The following is a 19,914-nucleotide window of genomic DNA, read 5'->3' as shown; positions in this document are numbered from 1 at the left end:
CTGGCGCGGGCTACTGCGCCGCGCGCTCCAGGACGAGCTCGCGCACACGTGCCGCGTCCGCCTGGCCCTTCATCGCCTTCATGACGGCTCCGATCACGGCACCCGCGGCCTGCACCTTCCCGTCTCGGATCTTCGCCAGGACGTCGGGCTGAGTGGCGAGTGCCTCGTCGATCGCCGCGATGAGCGCGCCGTCGTCCGACACGACGGCGAGCCCGCGGGCGTCGACGACCTCCTGTGGTGTCCCCTCGCCCGCGATGACGCCCTCGAGCACCTGGCGCGCCAGCTTGTCGGTGAGTGTGCCGGCCTCGACCAGGCTCTGCAGCGCGGCGACGTCGGAGGGGCTGACGAGGCTCGACGGTTCGCGCCCCTCGGCGTTCGCGATGCGCGCCACCTCACCGGTCCACCATTTGCGGGCGGCGGCGGGCGAGGTGCCGGCGGCGATCGTCGCCTCGACCTCCGCGAGGACGCCGCCGTTGACGATGCCCTGGAAATCGATGTCGGCGAAGCCCCACTCCGTCTTGAGGCGGCGGCGATGTGCCGCAGGCGGCTCGGGGAGCTGCGCGCGCAGCTCTTCGATCAGCTCTCTCGACGGGGCGACGGGCAGCAGGTCGGGCTCGGGGAAGTACCGGTAGTCGTCGGCGTCGGACTTGGGCCGACCCGGCGAGGTCGTTCCGGTGTCCTCGTGCCAGTGCCGCGTCTCCTGCGTGATCGAACCGCCCTCGGCGAGGATCGCCGCCTGGCGCTGGATCTCGTACCGCACCGCCCGCTCGACCGAACGCATGGAGTTGACGTTCTTGGTCTCCGTGCGGGTTCCGAGCGGTCCGACAGGCTGCCCCGCCGGTACGCGCGGGCGCAGAGACACGTTCGCATCGCAGCGCAGGTTCCCGCGCTCCATGCGGGCCTCCGAGATCCCCAGCGCGATCACGATGTCGCGGATCGTGCGCACGTACGCCGCCGCGAGCTCGGGAGCCCTCCGCTCGGCGCCGAAGATCGGCTTGGTGACGATCTCGACCAGCGGCACGCCCGCCCGGTTGTAGTCCACGAGCGAGTACTCCGCGCCCTGGATGCGACCGGTCGAGCCGCCGACGTGCGTCAGCTTGCCGGCATCCTCTTCCATGTGCGCCCGCTCGATCGGCACGCTCACGATCGTCCCGTCGGTCAGCTCGACCTCGACCTCGCCCTCGAAGGCGATCGGCTCGTCGTACTGGGAGATCTGGTAGTTCTTCCCCAGGTCGGGATAGAAGTAGTTCTTGCGGGCGAAGCGGCTCGACGGCGCGATCGAGCAGCCGAGCGCGAGGCCCAAGCTGATCGAGAAGCGGACCGCCGCCTCGTTCACCACCGGGAGGGAGCCCGGAAGACCCATGTCGACCGGAGCGACGAGCGTGTTGGCCGCCGACGCGTGGTGCTCCTCGTTCGCCGGGTTGGGCGCCGCCGAGAACATCTTGGTCTTCGTGTTGAGCTCGACGTGCACCTCGAAGCCGAGCACCGGCTCGAAGCGCTCGAGCGCCTCGTCGAAGTCCATCAGCGCGTCCTTCGCCATCAGCGGACGCCTCCCTTCGCGCCGACGGCCGGCGCCCTGTCCAGGAGCGGACCGCCCCACGAATCGACCAGCGCCGCCTCGAGTGCCGCGCCGACGCGGTACAGACGCGCGTCCTCACGGGCGGGGGCGAGGAACTGGATGCCGACCGGCAGCCCGTCCTCGGCCGCCAGCCCCGAGGGGATCGAGATGCCGGGGACGCCGGCGAGGTTCGCGGGGATGGTCGTGACGTCGTTGAGGTACATCTGGAGCGGGTCGTCGATCTTCTCGCCGAGTCGGAAGGCGGTCGTCGGCGCAGACGGCGTCGCGATGACGTCCACCGAGGTGAACGCCGCGTCGAAGTCGCGCTGGATCAGGGTGCGCACCTTCTGCGCGGAGCCGTAGTACGCGTCGTAGTACCCGGCGGACAGCGCGTAGGTGCCGAGGATGATCCGGCGCTTCACTTCGTCACCGAAACCCGCGTCGCGTGTCGCGGCCATCACCTCTTCGACCGTCGAGGCCGCGTGCGGCGTCACGCGGAGCCCGAACCGCACCGAGTCGAACTTGGCGAGGTTGCTGGATGCCTCGGCCGGCAGCACGAGGTAGTACGCCGCCACTCCGTACTCGAAGTGGGGTGCGCTCACCTCGACGATCTCGGCGCCGTGAGCCTCCATGACAGCCAGTGCCGCACGGAAGGACGCCGAGACGCCGGACTGGAAGCCGCCGTCGTCCAGCTCCGAGATCACGCCGACCTTCAGGCCCTCGAGCACGTCGCCCCGTGCGCCCTCGCGGGCAGCGTCGGCGAATGACGGCCACGCGTCGGTGAGGGACGTGGAGTCGTGCGGGTCGTGGCCGCCGATCACGTCGTGGAGGAGCCCCGCGTCGAGCACGGTCCGAGTGACGGGGCCGACCTGATCCAGGCTCGAGGCCAGCGCGATGGCGCCGTAGCGGCTGACGCCCCCGTAGGTCGGCTTCACGCCGACGGTGCCCGTGACGTGCGCCGGCTGCCGGATGGACCCGCCCGTGTCGGAGCCGAGGGCCAGGGGAGCCTCGAAGGCCGCGACAGCCGCCGCCGAACCGCCGCCCGACCCGCCGGGGATGCGGTCGAGGTCCCACGGGTTGCGCGTCGGGCCGTATGCGGAGTGCTCGGTCGAGGATCCCATGGCGAACTCGTCCATGTTCGTCTTGCCCAGCGGAACGAGATCCGCCGCGCGCGAGCGCGCGACGACCGTGGCGTCGAAGGGCGACATGTAGCCCTCGAGGATCTTGGAGCCGCTCGTGGACGGCATGTCGGTCGTGACGAGCACGTCCTTGATCGCCAGCGGCACACCCGCGAGCGCGCCGAGCGACGCGCCGGCCGAGCGCCGGCGGTCGATGTCGGCCGCGACATCGAGTGCGTGGTCGCTCACGTGGAGGAAGGCGTGGATGTCGCCGTCGACCTCGGCGATGCGGTCGAGGTGCGCCTGCGTCGCCTCGACGCTGGAGACCTCACGGGAGGCGAGCTTCTCGGCGAGCGCGGCGGCGCTCAGTCGTGTCAGGTCCGTCACTTACTGCTCCTCGCCCAGGATGGCGGTCACCCGGAACCGGCCCTCCGCCGCATCGGGGGCGTTCTGCAGCGCCTGCTCGAGGGTGAGCGTCTCGCCGACGGCGTCCGGACGGAAGATGTTCTGCATGGGGATGGGGTGGCTCGTCGCGGGAACCTCGGGTGTCGCGACCTGCGACACCTTGGCGATATTGTCGACGATCACGTCGAGCTGTCCGGTGAGGCGCTCGACCTCCTCGTCACTCAGCTGGATCCGGGCGAGCACACCGAGATGGCGCACGAGATCGGGGGTGATTTCAGACACCACGACAGTCTAGTTGGGCTGCGTGAGGCGCCCCGGCCGGGCGTAGTCTGACCCCGTGACGACGAGCTACGACCCGCCTCGCCCCTGGATCGCCAGCTACGCAGCGGGAGTGCCGGCCGATCTCGATCCCGTCACGGGCTCGCTGGTCGACATCGTCGAGGCGTCCGCTCGCGACTTTCCGGATGCTCCGGCGCTGCAGTTCTTCGGCCGCGAGATGAGCTACCGCGCACTCCAGGAGGCGATCGAGAGCGCCGCGGCCGGCCTCACGCGGATGGGCGTGGGTCGCGGCGACCCGGTCGCGATCGTGCTTCCGAACTGCCCTCAGCACATCATCGCGTTCTACGCGATCCTGCGCATCGGGGCCGTCGTCGTCGAGCACAACCCGCTCTACACGCCGCGCGAGCTGCGCAAGCAGTTCGAGGACCACGGCGCCAAGCACGCCATCGTGTGGAGCAAGGTGGTCGGCACGGTGCAGGACTTCCCCGACGATCTCGCTGTTCCCGGTCTGGTGTCGGTGAACGTCATCAGGGCGATGCCGCTTCGCACTCGCCTCGCCCTGCGACTGCCGATCAGGAAGGCCCGCGAGTCGCGCGAGGCTCTGCACGAGAACGTCTCGGGCACGACGACGTGGGAGGACCTCGTGCGGGCCGACCGGCTCCCCGCGACCCACCCGAAGCCCGAGACCGACGATCTCGCGATCATCCAGTACACGAGCGGGACGACGGGCACGCCCAAGGGCGCGAGCCTCACGCACCGCAATCTGCTGGCCAACGCGGCGCAGGCGCGGGCGTGGGTCCCATCGATTCAGCGGGGCCGGGGGTGCGTCGTCTACGCGGTGCTGCCGATGTTCCACGCGTACGGCCTCACTCTGTGCCTGACCTTCGCCATGTCGATGGGGGCCCGCCTGGTGCTCTTCCCCCGCTTCGACCCCGACATGGTGCTCGCCGTCACCAAGAGGCATCCCGCGACGTTCCTCCCGCTCGTGCCCCCGATCGCCGACCGCCTGCTCAAGGCTGCGCGCGAGAAGGGCGTCTCGCTCGCGGGAACGGAAGTGGCGATCTCAGGCGCGATGGCTCTTCCGCACGAGCTCGTCGTGCCGTTCGAGGCCGCGAGCGGCGGCTTCCTCGTCGAGGGCTACGGACTGTCAGAATGCTCGCCGGTGCTCATGGCGAACCCCGTCGCCGACAATCGCGTGCCGGGGACCGTCGGCCTCCCTCTTCCCGGGACGGAGTGCCGCGTCGTCGATCCCGATGACCCGTCGAAGGATGTCGAGCCCGGCGGCCGCGGAGAGCTCGTGGTGCGCGGACCCCAGGTGTTCCAGGGCTACTACGGCAAGCCCGAGGAGACCGAGGCGGTGTTCTCCGAGGGCTGGTTCCGCACGGGCGACATCGTGACGATCGACGACGCGGGGTTCGTGCGGATCGTGGACCGGATCAAGGAGCTCATCATCACGGGCGGCTTCAACGTCGCGCCGACCGAGGTCGAGAACGCGCTTCGACAGCACCCGGATGTCGAGGACGCCGCTGTCGTGGGTCTGCCGAGCGAGCACTCCGGCGAAGAGGTCGTGGCGGCTGTCGTCTGCGCGCCGGGACGCGAGGTCGACGTGGAGGCTCTGCGGGACTTCGCTCGCGGCATCCTCACGCCGTACAAGGTGCCCCGGCGTGTCTTCATCGTCGACGAGCTGCCGAAGTCGCTCATCGGCAAGGTGCTGAGGCGTCAGGTGCGGGAGTCGCTCGTGACGTTGACGACGGGCTCATGAGCCCTCCGGTCACCACGCCGTGAACGTGCCCGGCCGAGGCTGGATCCACACCGCGTTGGAGTAGCCCTCGTCCCAGGGGAACCGGCCGTCGCGGTCGTCGTAGGTCAGCTGCAGCAGCCCGACGGACGCCTCGCCGGGGCGCTGGTAGAAGCGATTGGCCGCGAAGGCGATCTCGCCGGGGTTCGGCACCGACTCGACCGTGACTCTGTGATTCCAGCCTGCGAATTCGAGGACCTGTCCGGGCACGATGTCGCTGCCCTGACGGACCCGGTCCGCGACGTCGTTGAGAAGCAGCCCCGTCGTCCTCGCGTCGAGCCCGAACACCAGGAGCTCCGGATGCCCCATGCCGAAGAGCCCGATCGTGTACGCGAAGGGAGTCGCGCGTCGCCGCATGTCGCCGCCGACGTACTCGATGCTCACGCCGTGCCTGCGGATGGTCTGCGCCGTGCGCTTGTCCTCCTGGTCGAGCCAGGCGATCACGGCGGGGTCGGGGGTCAGTGTCATCTCGGCATCCTCTCCTGAACGGACTCCGAGATTAGAACGTACCTACGACACCGGCGAGCGTCGGTGACCGGAGGAGACGGCGGAGGCTCGCGGCAGGCGGGTCATCCCGCGTCGGGCGCCAGAGCCTCGAGCGCGCCCGGGCCCTGCTCGACCAGGATGCGGAACTGCGACGCATCGATGATCCGCACGCCGAGCTCCTCGGCCTTCGCGAGCTTGGAGCCCGCACCCGGGCCGGCCGCGACGAAGTCGGTCTTCCTCGAGACGCTCGACGCAGCCTTGCCGCCCGCCTTGATGATCGCCTCCTGGGCCTCCTCGCGGGAGTATCCCTCGAGGGAGCCGGTTGCCACGATCGTCAGGCCTTCGAGCACTCCGCCCTGGGCGCTCGCCGCGCCCGGCCCGGGATGTCCGGGCGTCGCGAGCCGAGCCCCCGCCGCCTCCCAGCGCTCGACGATCTCTCGATGCCAGTCGACCTCGAACCAGTCGATGAGCGCGTCGGCGATGGTCCCGCCCACGCCCTCCACGGCGGCCAGCTCGTCCCGCGAGGCGGCGCGGATCGCCGCGAGAGAGCCGAACCACTGCGCGAGGGCGCGCGCGGCGACGGGACCGACGTGTCGGATGCTCAGCGCGACGAGGAACCGCCAGAGATCCTTCGTCTTCGCCTTCTCGAGCTCGTCGATGAGCGTGACAGCCTGTGCCGACGGCTGCGGGCCGGTTCGTCCCGCCTTCTTCTCCGCCGGGCTCGGGTTCCGACGGAAGGGGGCGCGTCGCACGAGCTCGCCGGTCTTCTCGTCGACTTTCCTCTCGCCGGTCTCGGCGTCGCGGACGATGACCTCGATCGGCACGAGCTGCTCGAGGGTCAGCTCGAACAGTCCGGCCTCGGTCGCCAGCGGCGGCGTCTCGGGGACCGAGGGCTGGGTCAGAGCCGCTGCGGTCACCTCGCCGAGGGCCTCGATGTCCAGGGCGCCGCGGGATCCGATGTGCTCGACCCGGCCCCGCACCTGCGCGGGGCATGACCGGGTGTTGGGACACCGCAGATCCACGTCGCCCTCCTTGGCTGGGGCGAGCGAAGAGCCGCACTCGGGACACTCGGCCGGCATGACGAACTCCCGCTCGGTGCCGTCGCGCAGTTCGACGACCGGCCCGAGCACCTCGGGGATGACATCGCCCGCCTTGCGCAGCACGACGGTGTCGCCGATCAGTACGCCCTTCACGCGCACCACATCCTGGTTGTGGAGCGTCGCCTGGCGGACCACGCTCCCCGCTACGCGAGCGGGCGCCATGACGGCGAAGGGTGTCGCCCGCCCGGTGCGGCCGACCGACACGACGATGTCGAGAAGCTTGGTGTTGACCTGCTCGGGCGGGTACTTGTACGCGATCGCCCAGCGCGGCGCGCGGCTCGTCGCACCCAGCTCGTCGTGGAGGGCGAGCTCGTCGACCTTCACCACGATGCCGTCGATCTCGTGCTCGACGTCATGGCGATGCTCGCCGTGATGCGCGACGAAGTCGAGGACCCCCTCGATCGATTCCGCCGTCCGGAAGTACGGGCTCGTCGGCAGTCCCCACTCCGCCAGGAGCGCATAGACCTCGCTCTGCGAGGCGACCGGAGGGTTCGGCCATGCTCCGATGCCGTGCACGAAGAGCCGGAGCGAGGCGACACGGGCCTCGCCGGCCTCGAGCTCGAGGCCGTCCTTCTTCTCGAGCTGCTGGCGCAGCCCGCCGCTGGCGGCGTTCCGCGGATTCGCGAACGCGGGGAACCGTCGATCGGCCGACCGCCGTGCGCGCTCCTCATCGGCGCCGCGCGCCCGCGCGTCGCCGAAGACCCGCTCCCGAAGCCGGGCCTGCAGGGCGTTCAGCTCTTCGAAGGCCGCGACGGGGATGAACACCTCTCCGCGGACCTCCACGAGGTCGGGATGCCCCGTCCCCATGAGGCGCTGCGGGATGCCCGCGACCCGCAGCGCGTTCACCGTGACGTCCTCGCCCACACGACCGTCGCCGCGCGTGGCCGCCGAGGTCAGCACGCCCCTCTCGTAGCGGAGGCTGATCGCCAGCCCGTCGATCTTCAGTTCGGTGAGCCACCGCACCGGGCGGCCGGCGGCATCCTGAGCCTTGCGGCACCAGTCGCGCAGCTCGTCCTCGGTGAAGACGTTGTCGAGGCTCAGCATCCGCTCGGCGTGCTCGACGGGCGCGAAGAGGGTCGAGGTCGCGGCGCCGACGTTCAGCGTCGGCGAATCCTGCGTCTGCAGCTCGGGGTGCATGCGCTCGAGCTCTTCGAGGCGCCGCATCCACCCGTCGTACGTCGCGTCGTCGACGATCTCGGCATCGCGACCGTAGTAGGCGTCGCGGGCCCCGATGATGCGATCGGTGAGGCTCTGGGCCTCGGACCGCGCTTCGTCGAGCGGAAGATCTGCGGGAAGCTCGGCATCCGTCACCCCGCCAGTCTAGGGACGGCCTCGGACGCTCACGCGGGAGCGGGCACCGCCGACCGGGTCCGGTCGATCGTGAACTGCCCGATGACGCGCGTGCCGTCGTAGAGCACGGCGGTCTGGCCGGGAGCGACGCCGTCGAACGGCGTCTCGGGGCGCACGGTGAGGAGGTCGCCGGAGAGCGTCGCCTGCGCCGGCACCGGCTCGGCGTGCGCACGGATCTGCACGTGGCACGGGAAGTCGCCGGTTCCCGGCGCGCGCCCAGCCCAGCTGTACCGCTCCCCTGCGATCTCGGCGGTCGCGAGGGCCTCCTTGGGTCCCACGACGACCGTGTTCGACACCGGCCGCACCTCGAGGACGAACCGCGGCTTTCCGTCGGGCGCGGGCACGCCCAGCGACAGACCGCGCCGCTGGCCGACGGTGTAGGCGTGCGCCCCCTCGTGCGAGCCGACGACCGCGCCGGAGCGGTCGACGACGTCGCCGGAAGTCGTGCCGACTCTCTCCGCGAGCCACCCGCGGGTGTCGCCGTCGGGGATGAAGCAGATGTCGTGGCTGTCCGGCTTCGCGGCGACGGTCAGCCCCCGCTCGGCGGCCTCCGCACGCACGAGCGCCTTGGAGGGCGTCGATCCGAGCGGGAAGTACGTGTGCGCGAGCTGCTCGGCGGTCAGGACTCCCAGCACGTACGACTGGTCCTTCGCCGTGTCGGAGGCCCGGTGCAGCTCGAGGCCGTCCGGACCCTCCACGAGGGTCGCATAGTGTCCCGTGCACACGGCGTCGAAGCCGAGCTCGATCGCGCGCTCGAGGAGGGCGGCGAACTTGATCCTCTCGTTGCAGCGCATGCAGGGGTTCGGGGTGCGCCCGGCGCGATACTCGGCGATGAAGTCGTCGATGACGTCGTCCCGGAAGCGCTCCGAGAAGTCCCAGACGTAGAACGGGATGCCGAGGCGATCCGCAGCGCGCCGCGCGTCCATCGCGTCCTCGATGGTGCAGCACCCCCGGCTGCCTGTCCGGAGGGTGCCGCCCGCCCGTGACAGGGCGAGGTGCACGCCCACGACGTCATGGCCCGCCTCGACGGCGCGCGCGGCGGCCACCGCGGAGTCGACTCCGCCGCTCATGGCAGCCAGGATGCGCATCGCTCCAGTCTACGAGCGCGCGTCCGTCGGCCGGACCGGCTCAGCGGGCCCGGGCGGCGGCCCGTGCCCTCTCGACGGCCGCCGGCAGGGCGCCGAGGACGGCGTCGACATCGGCATCGGTGGAGGTGCGCCCGAGGGACAGCCGCAGCACCTGGCGGGCTTCGGCATCCGTCCGCCCCAGCGCCGTCACGACGTGCGACGGCTCCGGGACGCCGGCCTGACACGCGGACCCCGTCGAGACCGACACGTCGGCCTGGTCGAGGAGGAAGAGGAGCGTCTCGCCGCTGGCGCCGGGGAACAGGACGTGCGCGTTCCCCGGCAGTCGGCGCACGGGGTCGCCGAGGAGCTGCGCGCCCGGCACCGATGCGAGGATGCCGCGCACGAGCCGATCGCGCAGGGCCGAGAGTCGGGCCGACTCGGACTCGCGCTCGGCGACGGCGAGCTCGGCGGCGACGGCGAAGGCGACGGCGCCCGGAACATCCTGCGTCCCCGCGCGGAGATTCCGCTGCTGACCCCCGCCGTGGATCATCGGCGCCAGTTCGGCTCGGCGCGAGACGACCAGGGCGCCCACGCCCGCGGGGCCGCCCACCTTGTGCGCCGAGACGCTCATGGCCACGAGACCGGTCGCACCCTCGGCATCCCCGCGCCATCCGCGGAACGAGACCGGGATGTGACCGAACGCCGACACGGCGTCGAGATGGAGCGGCACCCCGCCCCGCGCCGACGCAGCCGCGAGTCCCGCTGCGTCGTTGACGGTGCCGACCTCGTTGTTGGCCACGAGCGCCGTCGCAAGCGCCGCGCCGGCGAGAGATGACGCGAAGACGCCGAGGGGGATGGCGCCAGACGCGTCCAGGCCCACCGGGCGGAGCGTCGCTGCTTCGCGCTCGGCGAGCCACTGCGCCGCATCGAGCGTCGCGTGATGCTCGCCGTCCGGAAGCACGATCGCCTGGGCTCCGCGGCGGCGCGCCCACCAGAGTCCCTTGACCGCGAGGTTGACGGCCTCTGTCCCGCCTGAGGTCAGCACCACCTCGACGGGGTCGCAGCCGAGCGTCGTCGCGAGCCGCTCTCGGGCGTCCTCGAGCATCCGTCGCACCGTCTGTCCGGATCCGTGGATCGATGAGGCGTTGCCGAGGAACCCGGTCGCATCCAGCCAGGCACTGCGTGCCTCGGGCCGCAACGGGCTGGTCGCGGCGTGATCGAGATAAGCCGTCATCGCGTCCCCCTTGTCCTGCGGTAACACTCCCGGCGCGTGGCGTGATTACTCTAGATCGCATGTCCTCCACGGACTCCCTCGCGATCATCACCTCGCCCGGGCTTCTCAGCGAAGAACTCGACGGGCTCGGTGTCACTCGCGTGCCCGGCGGCGGCCGGCTCCGCGTATGGTCCGAGCACGCCGACGGAGTGGAGCTCGTCGTCTTCGACGACACCGACCTGGACTGGATCACGCATGGCGAAGCTCTCGAGCCGGTGGGGGGCGGCGTGTGGGAGATCACCACTCCCCTGCTCCGACCGGGGACGCGCTACGCACTGCGCGTCCAGGGTCCGGCCGGACCGGGCAACACCTTCAACCCCCGCAGTCTCCTGATCGACCCCTACGCCAAGGGGCTCGTGTCCGGCGGCTACGGCGACTGGCGCTCGGTGGTCGTCGACGGCGGCTTCGACTGGGGCGGCGTGAGCAAGCCCGCGGTGCCGCTCGATCGCACCGTGATCTACGAGGGTCATGTGAAGGGCCTGTCGAAGCGGCATCCGCATGTCCCGCCGGCGCTCCATGGAACGTACGCGGGGCTCGCCCATCCCGCCATGATCGAGCACTTCCTGTCCCTGGGCGTCACGACGATCGAGCTTCTCCCGGTGCACGCGTTCGCCACCGAGCCGCGCCTGCTCCAGCATCACCTGACGAACTACTGGGGCTACAACTCGCTCAACTTCTTCGCGCCGCACGCACCCTACGCGACCGCGGCGAGCCGGACCGAGGGACCCGAGGCGGTGCTGCGCGAGTTCAAGGGCATGGTGAAGCTCCTTCACGAGGCGGGTCTGGAGGTCGTGCTCGACGTCGTCTACAACCACACCTCCGAGGCCGAGATCGGCGGTCCCCGCACGAGCCTGCGCGGGATCGACAACCGCCGGTACTACCGGCAGCACGAGGACGGCGCGTACATCGACGTCACGGGGTGCGGCAATTCGGTCGACACATCGACGGATGCCGCGGCCCGACTCGTGCTCGACTCCCTCCGCTACTGGGCGAACGACGTGCAGATCGACGGGTTCCGCTTCGATCTCGCTACGACGCTCGGCCGCGACGCCGCGCACGCCTTCACCCCGGACCATCCGCTCCTGCGCGCGATCCGCGACGACCCGCAGCTGGCGGGCGTGAAGAAGATCGCCGAGCCGTGGGATGTCGGCATCGGCGGCTGGCAGACGGGCAACTTCGGCGTGGGCTGGCACGAGTGGAACGACCGCTACCGCGATCGCGTCCGGAACTTCTGGCTGAGCGACATCGACTATGCGCGCCGGGCATCGACGCCCCCGGTCGGCATCGGCGGGTTCGCGACGCGGCTCGCGGGTTCGTCGAACACCTTCAGCGTCGAGCGCGGGCCCCTCGCGAGCATCAACTTCGTCACCGCCCACGACGGCTTCACGTTGCGGGACCTCGTCTCGTACGACGTGAAGCACAACATGGGCAACGGTGAGCAGAATCGCGACGGCGCCGACACGAACCGATCCTTCAATCACGGTGCGGAAGGAGCCACGGACGACGAGAGCATCCTCGCGACGCGGCGCAAGGCGATGCGGAATCTCCTCGGCACGCTCCTCCTCTCGGCGGGGATCCCCATGATCACGGCAGGCGACGAGTTCGGCCGGACCCAGCGCGGCAACAACAACGCGTACTGCCACGACTCCGCCCTGACCTGGCTCCCCTGGGCCCATGCCCCCTGGCAGGACGACCTCTTCGCGCACGTTCAGCGGCTGATCCGGCTCCGTCAGGACAACCCCGCCCTGCGCCCGGCGCGCTTCGCCCGGGTCGACCAGCACACTCCGTCGGCCTCGGTCATGCAGTGGTACGACGAGCACGGCGAGACGATGTCGAACGAGCGCTGGACGAACCCGGCGCACCGCACGCTGCAGTACGTCGCGGCATCCACTCCCGAGCGGGAGGACCCGAACCGGATCCTGCTCATCGTCCACGGCACGGAGCATCCGATCGACGTCACGCTCCCCACGATCGACGGGGTCGACGGCTATGTCTCGCTCTGGTCGAGCGCCGACGAGAGGCCGACCGAGGACGCGCAGCGCTTCCTCGCGGGGCAGACGGTGCACATGACGGGAACCTCGATGCACCTCTTCCGCGCCGGATAATACGCCCGCTTCCGTTCTGTCAAGGCGCGATGCGCGCGCGGCGGGCGTCGCGGTAGGTTCGAGTCGTGGTCACGTCCAAGCGCGCCGCGCAGCCCCGTCCCTGGCGGAGCGGATCCTCCCTCCCGCTCCGACCCGCTTCCCCGTGGCAGGAGGATGCCGCGACCCTCACCGGTCGGATCCCCCTCGCACTGCCCTTCCCCTCCACGCCGGGCGGCCGCTTCCGGCCGAAGGCGTTCGTGGGCGAGGTGGTGCCCTTCCGCACGACGGCCTTCCGCGAGGGCCACGACCGGATCGGCGTCCACGTGCGCCTGTTCTCACCCTCGGGCGACGAGTCGCTGCACCGGCTGAGCCCTCTGAACGACGGCTTCGACCGCTGGACGACCCTCGTCGCGCCGCTCGAGCAGGGAGTGTGGACCTTCCGCTTCGAGGGCTTCGCCGACGATTTCGCCACGTGGGAGCACGCCGCCGACCTCAAGATCGCGGCGGGCGTGGACAGTCAGCTCATGCGCGAGATGGGTGCTCGGCTGTTCGAGCGCGCGATCGCCGAGAAGGGGCGTCCCCCCGCGGAGAGGAAGGCGCTGCGCGAAGCCGCGGCGCGTCTGCGCGACGCAGCCGTCGACGACGAGGCCGCTCTCGCGGTCGTCCGGGATCCCGCGATCGCGGAGTACTTCCGGGCCCGTCCCCTCGCGTCGCTGGTCACGGTGGGGCAGACGCACGAGCTGCTCGTGGAGCGCGAGCGCGCGGGGGTCGGCGCCTGGTACGAATTCTTCCCCCGGTCCGAGGGCGCCCGGCTCCTGAAGGACGGCACGATCAAGAGCGGCACGTTCCGCACGGCGGTCAAGCGCCTCCCGGCCGTCGCGGCGATGGGCTTCGAGGTGCTCTACCTGCCGCCCATCCACCCCATCGGCCGCCTCAACCGCAAGGGCCGCAACAACACCCTCGACGCGCAGCCCGGCGACCCCGGCTCGCCGTGGGCGATCGGCGCCGCGGAGGGCGGGCACGACACCGTGCACCCGGACCTCGGCTCGCTCGCCGATTTCCGTGCGTTCGTGCGCGCCGCCCGCGCCGAGGGGATCGAGGTCGCGCTCGACCTCGCGCTGCAGGCGGCGCCGGACCACCCGTGGGTGGCGGAGCATCCGGAGTGGTTCACGACGCTCCCGGACGGATCGATCGCGTACGCCGAGAATCCGCCGAAGAAGTACCAGGACATCTATCCGGTCAACTTCGACAACGATCCCGAGGGCATCAAAGCGGAGGTGCTCCGCGTCGTCCGGCACTGGGTCGCGCAAGGCGTGAAGATCTTCCGCGTCGACAACCCCCACACCAAGCCCCTCCAGTTCTGGGAGTGGCTGATCGCGACCGTGAACGCGGATGATCCCGACGTCATCTTCCTCGCGGAGGCCTTCACCCGCCCCGCTCCGATGCAGGGCCTGGCGATGGCGGGTTTCCAGCAGAGCTACTCGTACTTCACGTGGCGCAATACGAAGGAGGAGCTCGAGGAGTTCCTCGGCGCCGTCTCGACCGAGACCGCTGACTTCATGCGTCCCAACCTCTTCGTCAACACGCCGGACATCCTCACCGAGTTCCTGCAGTACGGTGGCCGGCCGGGATACAAGATCCGAGCCGCCATCGCGGCGACCGCCGCGCCCCTCTACGGCGTCTACGCGGGCTACGAGCTGTTCGAGAACGTCGCGCGACCGGGATCCGAAGAGAACATCGACAACGAGAAGTACGAGTACAAGCTCCGCGACTGGGAGGGCTCGGAGGCATCCGGGAACTCCCTCGCCCCCTTCCTGCGCCGCCTGAACGAGATCCGGCGCGAGCACCCCGCGCTCCGCCAGCTGCGCAACTTCAGCGCGCACTGGAGCGATGACGACGCCATCCTCGTGTACTCCAAGCATCTGGACGCGGCGCTCTCCCCCACCGGCCGCAGCGACACCATCATCGTCGTGGCCAACGTCGACCCGCACTCGGTGCGCCAGACGATGGTCCACCTCGACACCCGGATCTGGGGCGTGACGCCCGGTGAGCCGTTCGAGGTGGAGGAGCTGCTGACCGGGGAACAGTGGACGTGGTCCGATCACGACTTCGTCCGCCTCGACGCCTTCCATGAGCCCGTCCACATCCTGCACGTGAAGGAGACGCGATGACCCAGATCGACGATCAGATCCTCGACACCGTCGCGACGGGCTCGTACCACGACCCGCACTCGGTGCTCGGCATCCATCCCGGCGTCGACGGCCAGGGCACGCGGGAGTGGACGGTGCGCGCCCGCCGGCCGCTCGCCCGCAGCGTCGCCGCGGTCTTCACCGACGGCACGGAGGTGCCGCTCGAGCACGTGCGCAGCGGCATCTGGGAGGGCGTGAGGGCGGGCGACCCGGGACCGTACCACCTGGTGACGACCTACGACGGTGCGCCCGACTACATCGCCGACGATCCCTACCGGCATGCGCCGGTGCTCGGCGAGCTCGACATCCATCTCATCCACGAGGGCCGCCACGAGCAGCTGTGGAATGTGCTCGGCGCACACGTCCGCGAACACGAGGGCACCTGGGGTACGTCGTTCGCCGTGTGGGCGCCCAACGCACGGGCGGTGCGCGTCGTCGGCGACTTCAACAGCTGGGACGGTCAGGGCCACTCGATGCGCTCGATGGGATCCAGCGGCGTCTGGGAGCTATTCGTCCCCGCGCTCGGACCCGGCGCCGCCTACAAGTTCCAGATCCTCACGCGCCGCGGCGACTGGATCGACAAGGCCGACCCCATGGCGCGATTCTCGGAAGTGCCTCCGGCCACGGCATCCGTCGTCGTCCAATCGGGATACTCGTGGGGCGACGGCGACTGGATGTCGCACCGCGCGAAGACGCAGCAGGTCTCGCAGCCGGTCTCGATCTACGAGCTGCACTTCGGATCCTGGCGACCGGGACTCGGATATCGGGATGCCGCCGACCAGCTCATCGAATACGTGACCGGGCAGGGCTTCACCCACATCGAGTTCATGCCGCTCGCGGAGCACCCGTTCGGCGGCTCGTGGGGCTATCAGGTCACCGGCTACTACTCGCCCACCAGCCGCTTCGGACACCCGGACGACCTCAAGTACCTCATCGACCGACTGCACCAGGCCGGTGTCGGCGTGATCATGGACTGGGTCCCGGGGCACTTTCCGAAGGACTCGTTCGCGCTCGCCCGGTTCGACGGAGAGGCGCTGTACGAGCACCCCGACCCCCGCCGCGGCGAGCACAAGGACTGGGGGACGTACATCTTCGACTACGGCCGGCGGGAGGTCCGCAACTTCCTCGTCGCCAATGCGCTGTACTGGCTCGAGGAGTTCCACGTCGACGGCCTCCGCGTCGACGCCGTGGCGTCCATGCTCTATCTCGACTACTCGCGCGAGGAGGGCGAGTGGGTGCCCAACGTGCACGGCGGTCGGGAGAACCTCGAGGCCATCTCCTTCCTTCAGGAGGTCAACGCGACGGCCTACAAGCGCTACCCCGGCATCGCGATGATCGCCGAGGAGTCCACGAGCTTCCCGGGGGTCACCGCGCCCACGAGCCGGGCCGGTCTGGGCTTCGGGTTCAAATGGAACATGGGCTGGATGAACGACTCGCTCCAGTACATCAAGCGCGATCCGATGTACCGTGCGCACCATGAGGGCGAGATGTCGTTCTCCTTCGTCTACGCGTTCAGCGAGAACTACATCCTTCCCATCAGCCACGACGAGGTCGTGCACGGCAAGGGGAGCCTGTTCGGACGGATGCCGGGAGACCACTGGCAGAAGCTGGCGAACATGCGCGCGTTCCTGGCGTACATGTGGGGTCACCCGGGCAAGCAGCTGCTCTTCATGGGCCAGGAGTTCGGGCAGATGTCGGAGTGGTCCGAGTCCCGTGCGCTGGACTGGTGGCTCCTCGACCAGCCCTCGCACGCTCAGCTGCAGTCGTTCGTCGGGGTGCTCAACCGCGTCTACCGCGACCACTCGGCACTGTGGGCCCGTGACAGCGACGGCGCGGCGTTCTCGCGGCTGGGCGCACCGACCTGGAACCCGAATGTCATCGCCTTCTCGCGACGCGACTGGCACGGCAACACCATGGCGGTCATCGCCAACTTCTCGGGCGTCCCCGTCTACAACTTCGAGCTCGACATGCCCGAGACGGGGGTCTGGCACGAAGTGCTCAACACCGATGCCGCCGAGTACGGCGGATCCGGCGTGGGCAACCTGGGCGTCGTCAACGCCAACGCCGAGAAGCGCGCGACGATGATCCTGCCGCCCCTCGGCGTGCTCTACCTCCGCCACGACCCCGAGGCGCACATCCCGTCGCCGACGTCGGGCTGAGCGCTCCGCACCGGGACGCGAAGGGGGACGGATGCCGCGGCATCCGTCCCCCTTCGCGTGAAGTCTTTAGAACAGGAGCGAGGCGAGCCGTCCGCGCGCGCGCAGCACGCGGGGATCGGCGTCTCCGACAACGCCGAAGAGCTCGAGCAGACGCTCGCGCACGGGGGCGCGCTCGTCGGCCGGCAGCGCCGCGAAGAGGTCCAGCAGGCGGTCGAACGCGTCGTCGACGTGGCCGCCCGAGACATCGAGATCGGCGACGAGGAACTGCGCGTCGACGTCGGCGGGCGCGGCCGCGGCCGCGGCGCGGGCAGCCTGGAGGTCGGCGCCGCTGACGCGATCCAGGAGTCGCACCTGTCCGAGACCGGCGCGGGCCTCGGCATCCCGCGGATTCTCCGCGAGCGCCTTCTCGTACGCCGCCACGGCGCGGGCGTAGTCGCCCTCCTCGATCGCCTCGAAGGCCTCTGCGTGCAGCGGAGGAAGGGGCGGTTCGGCGGACTCCTCGGGCGACTCGTCCCCGCCGGCGACCTCGAGCCGGCCGCTCACGCCGTTCTGCGCGGCGAGCTGAAGCAGCTGGGCGAACACATCGCGCACCTGCTGCTCCGGGACGGCGCCGGTGAACAGCGGCACGGGCTGGCCGCCGACGAGCGCGACCACCATCGGAATGGACTGCGCGCGGAACGCCTGCGACAGCTGAGGGTTGGCGTCGACGTCGACCTTCGCGAGCACGAGGCGGCCGTCGAGCTCCTTCACCACCCGCTCGAGGATGGGGCTGAGCTGCTTGCACGGCCCGCACCACTCCGCCCACAGGTCGACGACGACGGGCACTGTCCGCGACAGTTCGAGGACTTCCCCGAACGTCTCGTCGGTCACGTCGACGACGAGAGACGAGACCGCGCCCGCCGGTGGCTGGGCCGCGTCGGCGGCCGCCGTCGGTGCGGCGGGCCGGTTGCGGAGAGCGGACAGGTCCACTGCGCCGCGCAGAACGGCGCCGGGAGCCGGATCGGTCACTTGATCACCTTCGCGTCGAGGATGTCGGAGGCGTAGCCGAGCAGCTGGATCTTCTCGGTCGAGCCCTGACTCGGCACATAGAAGAAGAGCTGATCGCTGAAAGTCGTCGTGAAGCCCGTGGCGGACTGGTCCACCCCGGCGAGGGTCTTCACGGTCGGGTTGTCGCCGACCTTGATGACCGCGTCGGCATTGGTGGGCTTGACGGTGTCGGTCTCGTTGAGGCTCACGGCGACGATCGCGCCGCTCTCCAGCGTAGCGAGCGACAGCGGGGCATCGGCGCCGGCGGTGGATGCGAACGTGAGGCTTCCGGTCTGCGCGCCGGTCGCGTTGAACTCGTCGAGTCGCTTCTGACGATCAGCCGCGACGCCCGCGCGGAACTCGTCGCCGGTCTCGTCGAACATGCCGTAGAACTCGCTGTCCGCGCCCTTGTTCAGGATGTCGGCGTAGGCTGCCGCGACCTCGTTGGGCGGCATGATGAGGAACGGCGAGTCGGGCGCGACGCCGGTCGCGCCGATGTACGGCGGCGCGAGATCGGGCAGCTTGGTGGCCGCCCCGAGGCTGGACATGTAGCTGAGCTTGTAGTCCGACCACGCGTCCTGCTGCGTCATCATCATGATGTTCGCGGTCTTGTTGTCCTCGTCGGCGACGACGGCCATGACGGTGCGCGGCCAGTCGTCCTTCGCCTGGGGAAGGAGCGGGAAGACGGGTTTCGTGGGAATCGCCGCAGGCGCCCGGTAGTCGGCGATCGCGCCGCGCAGGCGGTAGTTCGTCGAGCGCTCCGCCAGCATGGCGCCGTCCAGCCGCGTCGCCGCGAGCGCCGCGTCCAGGCTCGAGTCGGCCTCGGCGACCGTCGCCGCGATGCGGGACAGGATGCGCTCGGCCTGGGACTCCGTGACCGCGGGGGCCTGCTGACCCTCCGGCACGACGACCGACTCCGTGGGAGTCGGAGTCGGCGTGCCGGCGAGGTCGGGCCACGCATCGGCGGAGCAGCCGGTGAACAGCAGCGCGGACACGGCGACGGCGGGGACGAACACGAACGCCCGCTTGCCGCCCGCGAGGGCGCGGCGGGTCGGCGCACCGGAGCTGATGACGCCCTTGTCCGCGCCGTCCACCGCCAGATCGATCGGCTCGGTGACAGGCAGCGGGAGACCCTTGCGGCGCGGGCCGCGCGAGCGGCGGACGTGCCGGATGCCGAGGATGTAGAGCAGGATGCCGAGAGCCATGAGGATGCTACCGCCCACGATGAGCGGTCCGGCCCATGGGGTCGAGTTCTGGATCGGCCACGAGACAGAGAGCTCGCCCGGGGCGGGCGCGCTGCCGTCGGACGCGACGAGGACGCTCATCGTGTCGGGAAGCTGGAGCGGGGCGACGAGGAGGTCGTCCTGCTGGAACTCGTCGAGCCAGAGATCGGACCCCACGGGCGTCCGCGCGGGGGTCGCTACCGTCTCCGCAGCCTCACCGGCGGCCGCCTCCGGGGTCGCGGCCTGGCCGGTCGCCGCATCCGGAGCGGCGGCGTCGGGAGCTGCCGCGTCGGGGGCAGCGGCCTCGCCCGCGGCGGGGTCGGGCGGATTCGTCGTCGCGTCGGGGGTCGTGGCATCCGTCCCGGTGCTCTCGTCCTCGACGGCCGGCTCCACCAGCTCGGCTTCCGGGGCCCCCTCGCCGTCGAGCGTGACCGCGTTGTACGTCGTGTCGGAGAGCCACGCCTTCATGTCGGCGGTGCGGCCGTATGCGACGAAGATGGTGCCCTCGCCCGTGGCCCGCAGCGTCTGCGAGCCGGGGGCGGCATTGAGGACGGCGCCGTCGATGAGGGTGTACGGAGCGTCCTCTTCGACCGAGATGGCGGTCGTCTGCGTCTTCGGTCCCTGGAAGACCGTACGCTGAGCGATTCCCGCCCCGATCATCACGGCCGCGAGCACGAATGCCGCGACGGCCCACACGAAACGCACGAAACAAACACCTTCCCAGGGCCCGCCGGAACGCATGCGGGCCGCACATTCGACATTTCAGACTAGCGAAGACCACCTGAAAGACCCCAGGGAG

The 19,914-nt window shown here is 70.4% G+C and carries 13 protein-coding genes; 4 read left to right on the top strand and 9 right to left on the bottom strand.

The genetic code is table 11. The annotated features are described in order from the left end of the window. Window positions 1-10: 10 nt before the first annotated feature. Genes gatB through gatC form a run of 3 tightly spaced genes read right to left on the bottom strand, consistent with a single transcriptional unit; the run spans window position 11 to window position 3,363 of the window. Window positions 11-1,540 (bottom strand): Asp-tRNA(Asn)/Glu-tRNA(Gln) amidotransferase subunit GatB, encoded by a 1,530-nt coding sequence (gene gatB, locus EV279_RS11150; protein ID WP_133543489.1) that lies wholly within the window; start codon window positions 1,538-1,540, stop codon window positions 11-13. Then, complete coding sequence (gene gatA, locus EV279_RS11145; RefSeq protein ID WP_133543487.1) at window positions 1,540-3,063, bottom strand: Asp-tRNA(Asn)/Glu-tRNA(Gln) amidotransferase subunit GatA; 1,524 nt, start codon at window positions 3,061-3,063, stop codon at window positions 1,540-1,542. Before gatA ends, gatB begins: the two co-directional genes overlap by 1 nt. Beyond that, window positions 3,064-3,363, bottom strand: a complete 300-nt coding sequence (gatC, locus tag EV279_RS11140) for an Asp-tRNA(Asn)/Glu-tRNA(Gln) amidotransferase subunit GatC (RefSeq protein ID WP_133543485.1) — start codon at window positions 3,361-3,363, stop codon at window positions 3,064-3,066. It lies immediately after the preceding gene. Window positions 3,364-3,418: 55 nt separating this feature from the next. Here gatC and EV279_RS11135 point away from each other — a divergent pair, with 55 nt between their 5' ends. Continuing rightward, entirely contained in the window at window positions 3,419-5,122 is a 1,704-nt protein-coding gene (locus EV279_RS11135) for a long-chain-fatty-acid--CoA ligase (RefSeq protein ID WP_133543483.1), read from the top strand. Between the two features lie 9 nt (window positions 5,123-5,131). On the opposite strand, the gene EV279_RS11130 is transcribed toward EV279_RS11135, so the two are convergent. The 4 genes from EV279_RS11130 to EV279_RS11115 form a co-directional block, all read right to left on the bottom strand. Beyond that, window positions 5,132-5,626 (bottom strand): DUF4262 domain-containing protein, encoded by a 495-nt coding sequence (locus EV279_RS11130; protein WP_208109519.1) that lies wholly within the window; start codon window positions 5,624-5,626, stop codon window positions 5,132-5,134. Window positions 5,627-5,727: 101 nt separating this feature from the next. Further along, window positions 5,728-8,055 (bottom strand): NAD-dependent DNA ligase LigA, encoded by a 2,328-nt coding sequence (ligA, locus tag EV279_RS11125; RefSeq protein ID WP_133543481.1) that lies wholly within the window; start codon window positions 8,053-8,055, stop codon window positions 5,728-5,730. A gap of 29 nt (window positions 8,056-8,084) precedes the next feature. Beyond that, a complete protein-coding gene (gene mnmA, locus EV279_RS11120) occupies window positions 8,085-9,182 on the bottom strand; it encodes a tRNA 2-thiouridine(34) synthase MnmA (RefSeq protein WP_133543479.1) in 1,098 nt (365 codons plus the stop codon). A 40-nt stretch (window positions 9,183-9,222) separates the two neighbouring features. Beyond that, window positions 9,223-10,395, bottom strand: coding sequence for a cysteine desulfurase family protein (locus EV279_RS11115; RefSeq protein WP_133543477.1), 1,173 nt, complete (start codon window positions 10,393-10,395; stop codon window positions 9,223-9,225). 59 nt (window positions 10,396-10,454) lie between these two features. On the opposite strand from EV279_RS11115, the gene glgX reads away from it, so the two are divergent. From glgX to glgB, 3 genes are all read left to right on the top strand, one after another. Next, window positions 10,455-12,539, top strand: a complete 2,085-nt coding sequence (gene glgX, locus EV279_RS11110; RefSeq protein WP_133543475.1) for a glycogen debranching protein GlgX — start codon at window positions 10,455-10,457, stop codon at window positions 12,537-12,539. A gap of 65 nt (window positions 12,540-12,604) precedes the next feature. Next, window positions 12,605-14,689 carry an alpha-1,4-glucan--maltose-1-phosphate maltosyltransferase gene (locus EV279_RS11105; protein ID WP_133543473.1) on the top strand — a complete coding sequence of 695 codons (2,085 nt, stop codon included), beginning with the start codon at window positions 12,605-12,607 and terminating at the stop codon, window positions 14,687-14,689. Next, window positions 14,686-16,866 carry a 1,4-alpha-glucan branching protein GlgB gene (gene glgB, locus EV279_RS11100; RefSeq protein ID WP_133543471.1) on the top strand — a complete coding sequence of 727 codons (2,181 nt, stop codon included), beginning with the start codon at window positions 14,686-14,688 and terminating at the stop codon, window positions 16,864-16,866. The genes EV279_RS11105 and glgB overlap by 4 nt, the downstream gene beginning before the upstream one ends. A 66-nt stretch (window positions 16,867-16,932) precedes the next feature. Here the strand turns inward: glgB and EV279_RS11095 are convergent, their stop codons facing one another. Next, window positions 16,933-17,874, bottom strand: coding sequence for a tetratricopeptide repeat protein (locus EV279_RS11095; protein ID WP_133543468.1), 942 nt, complete (start codon window positions 17,872-17,874; stop codon window positions 16,933-16,935). Beyond that, window positions 17,871-19,820, bottom strand: a complete 1,950-nt coding sequence (locus EV279_RS11090; protein WP_133543466.1) for a glycosyl transferase — start codon at window positions 19,818-19,820, stop codon at window positions 17,871-17,873. Before EV279_RS11090 ends, EV279_RS11095 begins: the two co-directional genes overlap by 4 nt. Window positions 19,821-19,914 lie beyond the last annotated feature (94 nt).

It is taken from the genome of Microbacterium sp. BK668 (assembly GCF_004362195.1).
GTDB lineage: Bacteria > Actinomycetota > Actinomycetes > Actinomycetales > Microbacteriaceae > Microbacterium.
The sequence above is the reverse complement of the archived record's forward strand: the minus strand, read 5'-3'. Positions and strand labels throughout refer to the sequence as shown.